The organism is Phyllobacterium sp. CCNWLW183, assembly GCF_037203775.1.
GTDB lineage: Bacteria > Pseudomonadota > Alphaproteobacteria > Rhizobiales > Rhizobiaceae > Phyllobacterium > Phyllobacterium ifriqiyense.
On record NZ_JBBCBN010000001.1, the window covers coordinates 481,930 to 497,630 of the forward strand.

A 15,701-nucleotide genomic window follows, 5' to 3' on the forward strand; every position below is an offset into this window, starting at 1 on the left:
CGTTCAAGGAGACTTCCCTGCCCGGCCCTTCAACTCATCAGCCCACGCCTTGGCGCGCGAAGCCAACGTTGCTAGGTGATCCGCGACTACAAATCCCGAGACGGTTTTGCGCGGTTGAAAGTCATGATCGCCATCCTCAAGCCACAGCATCTCGATTTTGTCGGAAAGCGTGTATTCGGCGACTTCGTCTTGATTCCCAAACTGATCGCGAGTGCCCTGCACGATAAGTGTTGGTGTTTTCAACTCAGCAAGATGAGCGGTACGTTGTTGTGCAGGCTTTCCGATTGGATGAAATGGATACCCAAGACACAGAAGCCCGAGGATTTTCCCGGAGGCATGAAATTCATCTGCAACCATACTTGCAACGCGACCGCCCATGGACTTACCACCAATGAATAATGGCCCTCGCGCGCCCAGTGCTTCCAGCGCAGCCAGATATTCCGGAATAAGCCTTTCGGCGCGAGGTGGCGGTTTCCGCCCGGCGGATGTCCGCCTGCTTGCCATGTAATTGAATTCGAAACGTGCAACCCGAAAACCCGACAGCGCCAGTGAGTGTGCAATCGCTGTCATTGAATTGGAGTCCATGGGCGCACCAGCCCCATGAGCGAGTAAGATTGTCTTATCGGCAGTATCGTCGCCATTAAAAAGGAAATTTGACATCATCGAAGTTACTGCAATCGAGGCTTTTTCAAAAAGCTGTTGCGATCAGCCGTCTTTATGCGAAGCCATGCCTCCCGCCCGTCACGAATGACCCTTACTGGTATCTCGGTTCCGACCGGGCCACTCTTCCAGACCTTCCGGTAGAAATCGGCCAACCCATCGATTTCACTGCCCTCAATTTCGGAAATGATATCACCTTCGCGCAGACCGGCCCGAGCTGCCGGGCCATCCGACGAGACCCCCATAACAATAATCTTGCCGTTGCTCTCAGCAGAAAAGGCTCCGAGCCAAGGTCGCGGTGGCTTGTTGACCGTACCCTGAACCAGCAGATCATCGAGAATTGGTAGCAACACGTTGATCGGCACGACCATATTTATGTCCGCGCGATCGCCATTCATCATCATCTGCAGATGCAATGAGCCGATACCAAGGAGTTTTCCATCAGCATCAAAGAGCGCGGCACCACCCCAGGATGGATGAGCGGGTGCAATGAAGATTGCTTCGTCCAGCAGATACTCCCAGTATCCAGCAAATTCCTGTTTCGCGACAATTTTTGACCGCACCGCCTGCCCTAGCCCGTCAATCAGGGTTACCTGACTGCCCAATGATGCAGCATCAGCATCTCCAAATTTCACTGCAGGAAGATCAAGAGGAGCCATGGGCAAAATGAGGCCAAACCCCGTTTCCTGATCGTAAGCGAGAACATGTCCGGGCACCACATGACCATCCCGGCGGGTCAGCCAAATTTCCTCGGCTTCGGTAATCAAATAACCGATCGTAAGCAGTAGGCCGTCTTCGCGAATGACCACACCACTACCCTCACGAACTGTCCCGAGCGCTGAAGCAGTAAAGGCGTCATCAGGGATAACAGACCGCAAAGCTACGATCGATTGTGAGAGCGTATTGGTGGTCATGGGATCCATCTCAGCGTCGAGGGTTACATGTTTATAGGAAACAGTGGATTGATGACTTCTGTTCCACTTGTCAAACCGCTCCGCATGCTTAGAAGCGAAGTGCATCCATGATAACCTTGATCGCAGGCGTTTTGACCCTGGCCTGGATAGTAGCATGTGCACATCGGAGATTTGACGGCAAGGACGATCGACCACTCGGAAAGCCCAGAATTACATTACAAATACTAAAACGTGATATAAGCAATTGATTTAATTAAATAAAGTTGCTTTGTATTTCGTCAATTTCTTTTACCTGACCGATTATTTGACCCCAGCTAGTTCAGTTTCGTAATCGCGTCGCGCGGATTCGATAAAATTGAGAGGTTCTATTTAACTCCCCCGAAGCGACGAGGCATTATCAATGGCCGGGGCTTAGGGGAAATTTCAATGTTCACATTCACGGGATATCTCGATCGAGGCGGCTACCTCCTTGCGGCGATGCTTCGAATAGGCCTGTTCATTGCGAGTATTTTTGTCTTTCCTTTCTCTCTCGCCCTGTTGGTAAATCCAAAGAGTTGTGGTGATGCTTGCGGTGCACTCGGACTCGTCGCAGCAATGGCCTATAAGCCGTTCGTTGCCTATCTTTTCATCTTTTCGATGGTTGGAGTATCGATGCGTCGCGCGAGGGATGCTGGATTGCCCTCTTGGTCCGGTCTGGCCGTGCCGCTCCTTTTGGCTGCCGACAAAGCTTACCTGACACTTTACGGCGCGCCCTGGTCCTTGGCGTTTTCGCACGGCATGATGTACCCGTACTGGCCGCGGTTTGTCGTAGAGGCGCTTTGCGGAATTACCCTGCTATGCATACTGCCGTCCAAGACGCAGACGCGCGGGACTGGAAATCCCTTCGGCCGCGCAGGTCAGATCGCCCTGGCGCTGGGAATCGTCATAGTGTTCTTCGATGTCCTTTCAATTCTTCTCAGGAATCACGATCTCGCGGATTTCCTGCGCCCAATCATGGCTGCGGTTCGTCCTGTTTGGACTGCCGTCCCATTCATCAAAGCTGCCTTCATCGTCATTATAATCTGGATGGCGTTCTGCCCAGGATCGACCCCGGAACAATCGGCGCAGCGACCATTGAAAGCGGGCATCGTGCACCGACGATTGCCGAATGCGGGTATAGCCGGGCTGGCAGCGGCGATCGCCTTTGCAGCCTATGTCTCGTCGATCGAATCGACCACGTTCCTTTATGCGTTCCAAGCCCAGTTCACGTCGATTTTCCTGCCGACTTTTGCGCTCTATTTCGCGCTTATCTGGTCGGGCACCAGATACTTTCATCGTCGGACGGTGGGCTCCCTTTTGTTCGTCGCGTGCGCCGCCGCGCCATTTATTCATTGGGGGTATACCCAATGGGCGGTGTCCGAAGCCAACGCGCGGGAAATCAGCGATATAGCCAAGATTCCGACCACGAAATTAGGAGCCGACGTCCCGATGGTACTAATGCTTGACGACTCCGGTGGTGACATTGCGAGCGCACGTGCACTTCTCACAGTCCCACAATTAAATCGCGTGATCTGGAATGAAGGATTGAATGCGAGTTCAATCAAGCTTTACGAAGTTTGTAAGGGTGAACCATGCACGCACGGGCCTTTTAATGCCCCCAACACGGTTGACGAGCTTCCCGAAAGATATCTTCTCCTTAAAGTCAGGCGGTCAAGCAGTTTTGCCCAAAAGACACAGCAATATACCGGCTTGGGTGGGCCGTACGAACTTCGGCTCGTCGCTCCCGGCCGCGATGACCTCATTGCTGTCTCGTACAGGATATTGAATCCGCACCCCTCATTTGCGCCTGTTCTGACTAACTCGGGCTGGTATAGGGGACGGGCCACGATCTTCACGGAACAGTTCAGGGCCAGCTTGACGGAGTTTTTGTCGACGGCGCTTGTGGAGGCCTCGTCGCAATCCGGGCGATATGAAGAAGTTCATTCTCGATGAGATGGAGGGCATGGATCGCTAGCATTTGGACCAATTTGGAATTCGGTGCTCCTGGACGCAAGAAATTCCATGATTGGTCTGTCGTCTAGCAACCATTAGACTGCATCCAAGCACCCTCAGGTCTTTGCAGCTTACTTACTTAGTCACGATCGTGGCCCCGTTTCAAATTCGAAGCTTGCAATGCCATTGGACACTTCATTCAATGCAGGATAATTATTGAAAATAGATATTGCGCTCTATCAAAGTGTGTGGCATACACCGCCACCTTGGCTGAAAAGCCAAGTAAAAAAAGGAATTCCCCATGACCAGCAAATTCATATCGATAGTTGAACGGAACATCCGTCAAGCAGCTCTCTAGCATCGGTATGATTGCATGCCGATACGCTAAAGTATTGGCTGCTTCTCGCATGACTTTCAACTACGAGAAGTGCAGGTACACTCAAAAACCTCCACTTAAACTTTATATCCGCGTACGGCATCATTCTGTTGCCGCTGCGTTTGTTGACTGATGTCGATTAACAGTGGCGGTGCCGCTACTTGAAACATGTCTTCAACTTAAGGAACCTTGGCTAACCAAGCCTCACATATGGAACCGCGAACACATCGCTTGGTTCTATTGCTTCGTCACGCTTGGCCACTAGCCCGAGAAATTGCTCAATTCATGCGGCGACAGCTGCATGGAACAATCTTTGACTGGCTTTTTTAAGAAAGGACAACGCCATGGTTAAGCCCCGCAACCTCTTCGAAATGAAGATTCAAGCACGTGCCTTTGGAGTATCAGCCACCATCGACGCTTCGAAGGATGATTGTGGGAATTGGGGTGGCAAGACCGTGGTAAGAGGTTATCACATAGCTTAGCTGCCAATGACGACGCCTGGTCGTGCGAAAAACCTGCCATCCATATCGATGAATCGGTGGCTATGCGTACGCCTAGAAAGAGGAAGCGCGGGTCGAAAATTGGTTTTATCATTGATCCCTTTCGTCGGCGCAAAATCTGGTACGACAGTGGGCTGGAGCAAAATGTCCTGAGCGCACTCGTCGCAATGCCTACGGTAGCGGAAGTCCGAGAACAGCAACTGGTCAAGTTCGTCAGAGATGGCCGTGATCGCAAGCATTTCTTTGATTTTATCGTGCGTTGGACTGATGGCTGGGTAACCGCATATGCCGCCAAATACAGTCAGGATATTGATGAAGAGCTCTTGCAGGACCTTCGCGCTATCAGGAATTCAGCGGGCGATGCCGTCGCAAACGAGTATTCCACCCTCAGCGAAAATGACTTCGACCACGTCACCATCGAAAATTCCAAACTCATTATCACCACTGCACTTGATTTCGACTTCGAGGGACAAAATGCTGTGAGGACGTTGCTTCCCTCGCTTGGCTGCAGAGTACGGCTGGCCGACATCGCTAATGCAACCAGCCTTGGAGAACGCGGATACCGTGCGGCTCTCAGTTTGGTCCAACGAGGCGATCTCGTTTGCACCCCGGGCGAGATCCTCGAACCCAGCGCAATTGTTTTTAACGCACTTCACGGAATGTGACGCACGTTAATATTTTCGTCAGCCACTTCATTTACGGATTCGAATGACGGCCGGCACCTAGTAAGAGTGCAAGGGAGGATAACATGGTAGATCTACGAGAACGCGCACATTTATTCGGACGCCATGACCGTTTAGTCATCGATGGCCAATGCTACCGGGTCGATGGCAAGGTCAAAGACGTTCACTACCTGCAACTCGTCAATGACAATTTGATTGAGGATTTCTTTGTCACGAAGACCGACAAACAAATCAACGATCTTATGTACAAGGATCGCCTCCGCATCGACGAGGGATATTTCTCCAAGACATTACAGCTTCTTCGTATGAAGTACGACAGCTCCGATCTTAGCCATCTGTCAGAGAATGAGCTTCGCACTGTAGCTTGGAAGAAAGAGTGGTGCGTCAGATTCCTCAAACAATCTGGTGACCGAACTGCGGCTTGGCAGCCTCGCCGCAATTCGGGCGATATGAAGAAGTTTATTCTCAATGAGATGGAGGGCATGGATCGCTGGCATTTGGATCAATTTGGCATTCGCCGTCCCCCTGGCCGTCGAAGAAAAGGCGAAATTCAGAAAGAGTTCGATTACCCCAGCGCAAGCACGCTTCGCGATTGGTTGAAGCTGTTCGCCCAATTCAACCACCGTATGGAGGCTTTCAAACCGAACTATTCCAGGTGCGGGAACCGTAATCAACTCGATACTCGTGCGCTTGCCATCATTGAAGAGGAGGTCAAGAAATTTGGCAGCATTCTCCGGCCGGCCATGGGCGATATTTACGAGAATATCGAGGCGAAGTTTTACAAGCTCAATAAAGATTTAGACAAAAGCATTCGTATTAAAGTCAGTGATAAAGCTGTCCGCAGAAGGATTCACAAGATGGATCCCTTTCTTTTGGACGCTGCCCGGCATGGTGAAGACTATGCATTGCGCAAGTATACGCCTGTAGGCAGAGGATTGGTTGTAACCCGCTTGCTCGAACATATCGAGATGGATGATTGGGAAGTCGACCTACACACGCTCATCGTCAAATCTTCAGTCTGGAACCAAATTTCCAAAAAGGCGAAAGCCAAAGTTCCACGCACCCGGTGCAACCTGACGATCGGCATCGACAAGTTGAGTCGATGTGTCGTGGGCATGCATCTCAGCCCTCATACCGCTTCAGCCGCCACAGCTAAATCGGGACTTCGTTCCATCATGATCGACAAATCGCCCCAGGCTAAATTTGCGGGTGCCATGAGCGACTGGAACATGCACGGCACGCCCGAATACGTCTCGACCGATGGCGGCCCGGTTTTTTTGGGGGAATTCGAAGAAGCACTCCGCTTGTCCGCAGTTTCGCGGAGCCTACCTGAAAAAGATCCAAGGATGCGCGGAACGGTAGAATCCTTCTTCCGAACACTCAAACGCTTGTGCCGTTATTTCGCCGGAAGGTCGTTTAAAGACGTCGTTGAAAAGGGCGACTACCCTGCGGAAAAGATGGCGTCGTTAACTTATCAGGAGTTCTACAAGTCGCTTATTATCTTTATTGTGGACTATTACCACCATCGGCCCCATCGCGGCCTGAACCGGGGAACCCCATACGGCAAGTGGCAAGCGGAAGCTTCTCGAGGTCTTCCGCCTCCCCGTTCGCGACAACAGATCATGTTGGCGTTGGGTCTGCGAGATACCCGAACGATTAGCAAGCTAGGCATCACGTATATCAATCAGCAGTACCACTCAAAGGATCTCGGCGAACTGTACCCTCTGGTTGGGAGCATGTCGCTCGATATCGTTGTCGATCCGGACGACCTCAGCATGATCCTCGTCCGAGTACCGACACATGTCAGGGACCGGAAGGCGTTTGAAAATAAGGATTATATCGAGGCCGAATGCCAAACATATGTTAATAGAGGCGTTACGCTCGTCGACGTACTGGAAACTCAAAAGGAGGTTATGAAGGATATCAAAGCACAACAGGATGCAGGGCGACCCATCCGCTTGGCTGCTCATGGCAAACTTCTGGAAATCGCAGACAACGGACGACGCATTGCTGGCGTTCCGACAAACGAACTAACACAGAGTGACTATAACTCTTTCAAAAGAAGGCTAGACCGAAAGGCGAAGGCTGCTTTGGGCCAGGTCAACTACTCCGAAACGCCAGTGGTCACCCAAAGTGGTCGACCAGGAACAGTTGTCGCTGTATCGCAACGCACCAAACCTCGCGTCGCTATGAAAGAACATCCCGTCGTAACACGCGTAGTTTCGACCGATCCGACGATTAGACGGCTAGATCAGGACGATACAGCTCTGGCTCCAGTACCTAAATTCTCTACTTCGATGAATGTACCTGGAGAAGAAGAATGACCCGCGTCAAATCCTTGGGAAGACCCGTCAAGACTTCTGCGCTGGAGTCCCCTTCTGCGAGACCGAGCGATGATTTTTCTGATGACGACTTTTTTGAATCAATCATCACAAAACTACCGGCAAAAAGTCGGGAAACGATCGATATCATCAGCAAGGTCAAGAGTACTTATATCACCAGCGGGCGAGACTCTGTTCTGAAGGAACAGTTTGACGATTTTCTGGTGAAAATGCTCGCACGGTCTAGCGGGCAGCGGGACGATGGGCGCGCTTTTTTTGTCACGGGAGCTAGTGGTGCTGGAAAAACTCATTCCGTCGCACATCTCTTGGCCAACAACGACCTGTTGCAACCCCAGATCAAGTCATTTGGAACTATCAAGCCCGTTATCTCGGTAGCACTGCAGGGACCATCCACACTTAAAATTCTCGGGCGGAGTATCTTGAGACAAGCAGGATACGAGTTCGTTCAAAACATGGAACAGGGTGAAATCTGGGACATGTTGCCGGCCCAACTTCATCACCGAAAAGTCCTGATTATCCATGTCGATGAGACGCAGCATATGTTGAAGCAGACAAAGACCGACACGGAACGAGCGAATCTCGCGAAAGCTTTCAAAGGCGTGATGAACTACAAACCCTGGCCAGTCAGCTTCATCATGTCTGGTATGCCGGAGACAACGGAGCTTGCGCGACTTGATGAACAAATCGAGAGACGCGGATACTTTTTCGATCTGCCGGATATCGACCTACCGGAGAACCGAGCCCTGGTATTGAAGATCATCAATAAATCTGTAGAAGCGGCTGGCTTACAGTCTGACAACGTCGTCCACAGCGATCTTCCGGAACGCATCACCCATGCGGCACGATATCGATTTGGCCGCATCACCCAAGTCATGTTGGAAGCAATTCAGGTTGCTTTGAAACAAGGTGCCACGCATTTGAGCCGGGAACATTTCGCTCATGCATATCTCGGGCTGTCGCACGCCAGAGGTCACGATGAGATGAACCCGTTTCTCGTTGACGACTGGGAACGATTACCTCCCGGTTCTTTCTTGAAAAAATGGCGCGATGATTGATGGCGCGTGGCCGACAACCACAGCCACTCGATTGGCACCACGCTCTAGAGCAGCGAGAAACAGTCGCGGGATTTGCTTCGCGGTTGGCTGCATTGAACGGGCGAAGCATGCCGCGGTTTCTTCGCGATATGATGATCCATCCAAGGTCGGTCGACAAATCTCATCCGCCAGCCCTCAAAGCAGTTGCCACGCTTGGCAGAGTGGATTCCAAAGCACTGTCTCAGTATACCCCCTCACCGCTGGGCGATAAATTCTATCTCGTAAACGGCCAGCAACTTGGACGTTTATCAATCAGCCGGACCTATTTCCGCTATTGCCCTCATTGTATCCACGAAGACCTCCACTCTTACGAAGGTCCGTCGATGGCACGCCCTTGGTTGCGTTTGGAATGGACCATTGACCACTTTCGTTCTTGTGGCCGTCATCAAGTTTTTCTCGACAGCTATCATCCAGTCCGCAGGAGGTTTGAACCTTTCGATTTCTGCCGAGCGGTTCACGGGCTAATCCCGCGACTCGCGAACCTTCTTGAGGCTTCAGCAAAGGCTCCTCCCTCCCCGTTTCAGGACTGGCTACTGCGCAGGATTGACGGTGGGAAAGATAACGTGAATTGGCTTGACGATGTGCCGCTGTATGCAGCAATCGGCTTTTGCGAAGCGCTGGGCGTCTCAGCCTTACATCCACCAAAAGTAAAAACGAGCTTGTTAACTGAACCTCAATGGGCTGAAGCCGCCGACAAAGGTTACGCAATCGCCCATGCTGGGCCGGATGCAATTTGCGCACTGCTCGATAATCTCAATAATCTGCAATCCAAAACCCGAGGGTTTTGGGGCCCGCGAGACACTTATGGCCTCGTTTACGGACTTCTACAAAAAACGGGGGCCGATCCTGCTTATGAAAAATTTCGGCAGTTGGTCCGAGAGTTTGCCATCAAAACCATGCCCATCGAGCCCGGTGCAGATGTGCTTGGCGTAATCATCCAGGAACGGGTGGTTCACACCATTCGAACCGCATCTCGTGATTCCGGAGCCCACGCGCTCACCATCCGCAAGCTGTTTGAAAAGCGCGGTATCACGGAGGGAAGATACGAATCCGGTCTCCAGGACCATCGTGTAACCGTTGAAGCTTCCGATATCCAAGAGATGGTCGAAGCTCTCAAGCAGGCGCTGTCTACGCCGCAAGTCGAGTTGATGACCGGAATCCCTCGGATCCCATTGAAAGTGCTTATCGCTGACGGTCATCTGCCGACAATCACTGGTTCAACAGGGAAAGCCTACGCAAAGCATCGCTTTTCCGAGATCGAAGTGCAGAGGCTGATGGAAAGGCTGTTTGAGGGAACGGTTTCGGTGACCAATCCGGAAGAACGGCAAGTATCGGTGCAGCGGGCAAGGAATATCGCATGCGCATCAAATTCCCAGATTTTGTCGCTCATTATGGACGGAAAACTGAAGTGGAAGGGACGGCTTGTAGGCACGTCTGACTATGCTGGCCTTCTTGTTGATGCCGATGAGATTACTCGTATTGTTCGTTCCGACGTTCAAAAGAACGGATTGACTAAGCTCGAACTGAAAAAATTCATTCCGGGTATGGGCCGCGATTCAATCGCCAGGTTCATTCGTGACGGTCTGCTAGAAACCGTGGAAGAATTCAATCCGGAGGCCAGGAGAATGTCTACGGTAATCTCCAGATCTAGCGCTCAGAAGTTTCTCGATACCTATGTGTCGCTGGGTGAACTGAGCCAGAAAAGCGGACTGCACCACAAGCAGGTTCGTAAATTGCTCCGGACAGCGAAGATTGAGGCTGCATTCGATCCTGATGAGTATCAGTCATTTTTTTACCAGCGCGAGCAGGTAGACGAAGTACAAAACATTGATCCAAATTTCTGGCAATACGAAAATGCTCAAGTGCAGAATCCGGCAAAAGGAGCAAATTGCAATCTGTCCCATGTTGGCTAGCGCAAGAATACTTTCCTCCCTGCCATAGTACTCTCTATTCAAGCAGCCCTGACGTGTGTAGTCATTGGGCCCTGTGCACTGGGGGTATACGACTGGCTTACTGCTGGGCTCATGCACGTCGCAAGCTCTTTAAGATTACGCGCAGGCTCGTCCCCGATTGCTGAAGAAGGCATAAAACGGATTGGCGAACTCTATAAGATCGAAGCCGAGCTTCGCGGTCTGAATCCTGAAACGCGTCTGGCAGACCGTAAGGCCCAGTCAATACCACTGATCATGGATATGGAAACATGTCTTGCTCATCACCGCGCACGCTTGTCGGCAAAGGCTCCATTGGGCGAAGGGTTGAAATATATCGCCAAATACTGGGACGGGTTGTGCCTGTTCCTGTCTGACGGTCGCGTCGAGCTGGATAACAACAGCGTCGAAAGAACGATCCGGCCAATTGCATTGAGCAGAAAAAATGCATTATTTGCAGGTCATGAAGCAGGTGCCCATAACTGGGGTATTATCGCGTCACTAATCGAAACCTGCAAACTTAATTCAGTTGATCCGCAAAAGTGGCTGACCATCACACTCACAGCAATCGCCAATGGCCACAAGCAGAGCTGTACCGACCAACTGTTGCCATGGAATTATCTCGATAAGGTGTGATTGCAATACCGCACAATATACCGTGATGGCTGATAAAATGAAACGAAGGACATACCAGAGGCAAAAGTAATGACCAGAGAAGAAATCCTTAGCTACTCTCAAGCAGTTTGCGATGGACTTCGCGAGGATGAAGACGGGGTGAGACGTGAGGTTCTGACCCACGCAGGAAATAGGTGGTCGCTCGGCGTCATTCACACCCTGGGCGTTTATGGCAGGCTTCGGCACGCAGATATTGGAAGACGAATGCATGGCGTCACCCAACGGATGCTAACTCGCACTCTGCGCCAACTCGAAAGAGATGGCCTCGTCACGCGCTACGATCTCGTAGAGACGCCGCCGCGGGTAGAATACGAACTAACAGAATTGGGAATGGGGCTTCTCGTTCGTATGATTCCGCTGTGGACATGGGTCGTCGAGAACTCGGAGCAGTTTCAAAAGTCCCGCGAGGGCTTTGATTCCCGCCAGCCAGAGAAGCCGTCCTGGCAGACACCTTGGAAATCCTGACACAGACGCTGATCCGTGATTGCCATAGAAATTGGTACGCCCCTGCTGAAGATGGTGTTTCTGACAAAGCTTGACGGGGGAAAGCGAGATTATAGCGCTCCCCCATCGCACCTTTAAGCCCCGTTACTTGGCCGTCAGGTTCGCGTTGATCCAATCGGAAACATCAGTAACCTTGATGCCTTCACGCACGTTGAAAGTGTCGGCCTTGTCCCATGCCATGCCTCGCCCGATACCAAAGGCCGCTCGGTACTTGCGCATCATGTTTTGGGAATCGTTTGCCAGTTCTTCCATAAGGACCGGAACGGTCCACTCGGACCGGCTGAAGGGCCGGTTTAATCCCGCCTCCAGCTTGTCCGCAAGCTCGCCATAGGTGACGGTATCGCCCGCCAGGAAGACGATCTCGTTGCTGATGGTTGGCTCGTAAAAGACCACTTCAGCAGTGAGCACGCCGATGTCGTCAGGTGTCGTCAATGTAACGGCTGTATCAAAGCTGCCGAGGGCTTTGACCGCGCTCTTTTCCAGATCAACGACACCGAACTCCGGCTCGAACAGATAGCTCATGAACATGCCGGTGGAGATAATGACCCATTCAGTCTTGTGCTGCGAGCGGAGCAGTTCACGGACATCAAGCTGTGCGTCGAAGATGTTCTGCGGACCACCACGACCGATCGCTTCGAAGTCGACACCGAACTGCCACGGGAAATAGCGCGGAATTCCTGACTGCAAAGCGGCCCTTGCCAGCTTCATCGGTGTGTTGATCCCAGCCGCATAACCCGTGCAGCCAATTACGGTGTCATACTGCGAGAACAGAGATGCCAACTCGTCAACCGAGCTCTTCACCAAATCGCCTACGACTATCTCAATCCCCAAATCGCGAATTTCAGCGATGTCGCGCTGCTTGGCTGGTGAGTCAGACTCTACGGCGCTGGCGCGCAACAAGACGCTTATCGTTGCGCCGTCAATGTCCTTTGCGCGACGGGCCAGATTGCGCAGGACCGGCATGCCGAGTTCTCCAGCGCCCAGCACGAGGATATTCCGGGACTTCACGTTGGAAGCTGTTTGATTCATAGTTTTCAATCCTTCAAAAATTCAATGTCGCCACTACTTGGCAAGGTGCGAGCACGAAGAAAAGAAGGCACACGGATGATACTGCAGCAAAACTGAGGGCGGGCAAGCACGACACGGATCGGCGGATGTGATGTCCGCTGTTGGCGCATTCAAGCGACCAAACTCACGGTGGCAGTTATCGGAACGGCCTGTCGCGCTTAAGTTAATGTGATACGGAAACACCGCTTTCGGAAAAAACTACCAACTCTAAGGAGAAGAAAGCGGTCGTTGGTTTTGGGCGCGGATTATTGTCGATCTGCGCCCGAATTATCTCTAGAGAGTTGCAGCCGGAACTGTAGGCCGAACCTTTGCTATTTTGATGATGGCTATTCTGGGTGCATTGTCGGTAAACTAGGGATCGTCGACAAGATACGATCGTAGGAGGAGAAAGTGCCTAAAGCGTTATTGTTGAATCGTATTTTCCGATGCATTGGAACGTATGAGCATTGAACCCAATGGTATAGCTAAACCATTTCGTATGGCGCGAACTCGTATTCTACCGGGTTGGTCAATGACTATGGGGCCCAACTTGAACTGAAAGTTCATCACAGCTCTAAGTTCGTCGGCGTCTACGTCATCTAAGATCGGCTCTCTTTGTGCCTGTTCGCTTGGGAATTCCGCTCTGATTATCGCGTCCTCATAAGACCGCCCGGGAAGTGCAAGCTCAATTGTTAGAGAATCGAAACTATCATTGAGAGCCTCGCAAAAAATTACCCAAACGGAGAGTTGTGGCAGTGTACTGGGTAAATCAGCTTGCAGTACTATCTCTGCGCCCAAGACACCTACCATTGTAATTTTTCCATCAACCTCATGGCGTACGTCCTCGCAAAACAAGGTGTACCCATGAGGTTGAAACACGTACTTTTCGTTCATCTATGCATACACTCGCATTGTTGGTTTAGCAGATGTACCTTCAGAGATGACCTGAGTGCTTGCTATGGTACTTGTTGATTTTACCTCGCCGGAAGGTCCAAATATCTTACCAGTATTCCGACAAACCGCGTGAATCTGGATATCGACATCCAGTGCATTCGCGATATCAGACACTGTGCTGATCTCCCAATTGGGAGAAGTTGATCCAAACCATCTAGATACAGCTGATTTGTGTCGACCCAGCGCACGCGCTAGATCTTGCAGCTTGTACCCACTAGCCTTCTTGCTCGAAAGCACGCTCCAGAACATACTTGCAAACGCAGCTTTCATAATCTCACGGTCATATTTCGCGTCGAAATCGGTCTGCTTGTTCTCGTTAATCTTCATCGACATTTCTTACTACTCCACCAAAATAATCCTCTACCTTCGTAGCGCGAAAAGGATCGAGGTTGCCAAATAAGTCAGACCATTGCTGAGGAATCGTCGAAGCCACTGAATTGTATTTATAACGTGAGGCTAGGTCGATCCGTTCATGCATTTGAAGTCCTACGAAGACCCCCGGTGCTGCAAACCGCCCAAACACCCTAACTTGAGAAGACTTAGGCTTCCGAGCACATATGGCCCAAACCTCATCTATGCCCTCAAGTTTCTCAAAGTCGGGACTCTTAGTGTTCCTCCCAAGAAGGCTTACCGTTACCAAATGGCCTGAGCAAAAACGTCCGACAAGCACTTCGGTTTCTAAGCCAGGAAACCCAATCTTTTCATTTGCTTCTCCCCTTAGGATACTTGCCACTTTGGGCGTTAGATAAAGAAGTCTCATTTCCGACGTCGCCCGAATCGGGTGATATCGAACCAAACGTTTTGTATCCACTGCTTGATACAATATGCGATTTGTTGCGTTATAAGTCAACTCTCGCATCCGAATATTTGACTTGAATGCAAGTTGGAAACCTCAGGTGAACAAATTGGTTGAAAGAGTTGGGAGAACAGACCTTTTAGTCGGACGATACTTGCCTCGATTCCTTACCTAAATCTATCGGCAATTATTCTCAAAAAACTTTCCCTAGTTTTACCGATAAAATCGGCTTGCAGCTTAGTCTCCGAATTCAAGCTCATCTGCGCAGAGAACGCGAATGGCAGTCTTAACGTCGCGCGCCAACGTGTTTTATTGAATGACACATTTGATAATCTTGTGATTTTCATCGGATCTCACAGCTTGAACGGAACTTAGGGTCCGTTTGGAACGGAACTTTGGGTCCGCAAAAAATAGCTTTTTTTAATTCTCTAACAATTTCAATGCCTTGCAGATACCCAAATACGGAACTTTGGGTCTCCGTACAATTTCCGAAGAAAATGGGTTTCCCAACTTGGGGAACCCAAAAATAGCGTTCTATAGCGGGAAGTTTCGGCGTCGTTACTCAACGGGAACTTTCTTTACAATGAAGTTTGCCCAGACCGTTCTCGATATTTCTTCTTTATCGGGGTTCTCAGTTTCGTAGTCATATTCTTCGAGAACAGTGAGAAAACCATTTAAGGGCCACAAGAGATCGTCTGGAGTGATGAAGCCCGTTTCGCACTCTTCGCAGTGCGCATAAATGTCACCGCTACTGAGATTACGCTGTAATATCAGCCAGCCTTGGCGGCAACCCGGACATTGCCCAACATGAAACAGTTCACCCATTGCACTTCTGTGCCATAAACCTTCATCTGCCTCAAGTTACTGCTTCGGGCTGGGTTCGACCCGCAACTCCTTGTTGGAATGGCACCAATGTGCAGCTCTGGCGTTGCTCCACTCCGACAAACTGAAAGAATCTGTGACCGCTATTGGGCGGCATTCGATGTTAACGTCGATGTACGCGGAGCTTTAATTGATGTCCCATCACTCTCAAGATTTCCCCATAAGAACGTGGCTTGCGGTCAGCGCATTGCTGTTTATCTCTACACCATCAATTGCTTGGTCATTGCCAATATTCAGGTGGGATTCAAATGATAAGGGTTTTTGGATTGTCGCAACCAATCCAGAAAACCGATCATACAACTGTTCCACGACATATAAACTTTCATACAGTGGCCAGGAAAATACCCATACAACGAGTTTTTTTGTTTCGCCGAA

General features: G+C 50.8%; 11 protein-coding genes and 2 pseudogenes. 8 read left to right on the top strand and 5 right to left on the bottom strand.

Translation table 11 applies throughout. The annotated features are described in order from the left end of the window. Positions 1 to 3: 3 nt before the first annotated feature. Both V9K95_RS02260 and V9K95_RS02265 read right to left on the bottom strand, forming a co-directional pair. Positions 4 to 663, bottom strand: a complete 660-nt coding sequence (locus tag V9K95_RS02260) for an alpha/beta hydrolase family protein (RefSeq protein WP_336439946.1) — start codon at positions 661 to 663, stop codon at positions 4 to 6. Positions 664 to 668: 5 nt separating this feature from the next. Further along, entirely contained in the window at positions 669 to 1,574 is a 906-nt protein-coding gene (locus tag V9K95_RS02265) for a S1C family serine protease (RefSeq protein ID WP_336439945.1), read from the bottom strand. Between the two features lie 426 nt (positions 1,575 to 2,000). Between V9K95_RS02265 and V9K95_RS02270 the strand changes: the two genes are divergently transcribed. From V9K95_RS02270 to V9K95_RS02300, 8 genes and pseudogenes are all read left to right on the top strand, one after another. Then, complete coding sequence (locus V9K95_RS02270) at positions 2,001 to 3,545, top strand: hypothetical protein (protein WP_336439944.1); 1,545 nt, start codon at positions 2,001 to 2,003, stop codon at positions 3,543 to 3,545. 920 nt (positions 3,546 to 4,465) lie between these two features. Next, a complete protein-coding gene (locus tag V9K95_RS02275; RefSeq protein ID WP_336439943.1) occupies positions 4,466 to 5,086 on the top strand; it encodes a hypothetical protein in 621 nt (206 codons plus the stop codon). A gap of 83 nt (positions 5,087 to 5,169) precedes the next feature. Then, on the top strand, positions 5,170 to 7,428 hold the full coding sequence (locus tag V9K95_RS02280; protein WP_336439942.1) for a hypothetical protein: 2,259 nt from the start codon (positions 5,170 to 5,172) through the stop codon (positions 7,426 to 7,428). Next, the gene (locus V9K95_RS02285; RefSeq protein ID WP_336439941.1) at positions 7,425 to 8,501 is read left to right on the top strand and encodes an ATP-binding protein; all 1,077 of its coding nucleotides are present in this window, start codon (positions 7,425 to 7,427) and stop codon (positions 8,499 to 8,501) included. The genes V9K95_RS02280 and V9K95_RS02285 overlap by 4 nt, the downstream gene beginning before the upstream one ends. Beyond that, positions 8,501 to 8,878 (top strand): annotated as a pseudogene (locus tag V9K95_RS23665) (TniQ family protein); the annotation flags it as partial. The gene V9K95_RS02285 and the pseudogene V9K95_RS23665, both read left to right, overlap by 1 nt. Positions 8,879 to 9,103: 225 nt before the next feature. Continuing rightward, positions 9,104 to 10,453, top strand: a complete 1,350-nt coding sequence (locus V9K95_RS02290) for a hypothetical protein (protein WP_337345092.1) — start codon at positions 9,104 to 9,106, stop codon at positions 10,451 to 10,453. Between the two features lie 86 nt (positions 10,454 to 10,539). Next, positions 10,540 to 11,104, top strand: a pseudogene (tnpC, locus tag V9K95_RS02295) (IS66 family transposase); the annotation flags it as partial. 69 nt (positions 11,105 to 11,173) lie between these two features. Beyond that, the gene (locus V9K95_RS02300; protein WP_336439939.1) at positions 11,174 to 11,608 is read left to right on the top strand and encodes a winged helix-turn-helix transcriptional regulator; all 435 of its coding nucleotides are present in this window, start codon (positions 11,174 to 11,176) and stop codon (positions 11,606 to 11,608) included. Between the two features lie 123 nt (positions 11,609 to 11,731). Here V9K95_RS02300 and V9K95_RS02305 read toward each other — a convergent pair whose 3' ends face one another. From V9K95_RS02305 to V9K95_RS02315, 3 genes are all read right to left on the bottom strand, one after another. After that, on the bottom strand, positions 11,732 to 12,676 hold the full coding sequence (locus tag V9K95_RS02305) for an aromatic alcohol reductase (RefSeq protein ID WP_336439938.1): 945 nt from the start codon (positions 12,674 to 12,676) through the stop codon (positions 11,732 to 11,734). A 912-nt stretch (positions 12,677 to 13,588) separates the two neighbouring features. Beyond that, the gene (locus V9K95_RS02310; protein ID WP_336439937.1) at positions 13,589 to 13,981 is read right to left on the bottom strand and encodes a helix-turn-helix domain-containing protein; all 393 of its coding nucleotides are present in this window, start codon (positions 13,979 to 13,981) and stop codon (positions 13,589 to 13,591) included. A gap of 1,021 nt (positions 13,982 to 15,002) precedes the next feature. Continuing rightward, positions 15,003 to 15,269, bottom strand: coding sequence for a hypothetical protein (locus tag V9K95_RS02315; protein WP_307285537.1), 267 nt, complete (start codon positions 15,267 to 15,269; stop codon positions 15,003 to 15,005). Between the last annotated feature and the right edge of the window lie 432 nt (positions 15,270 to 15,701).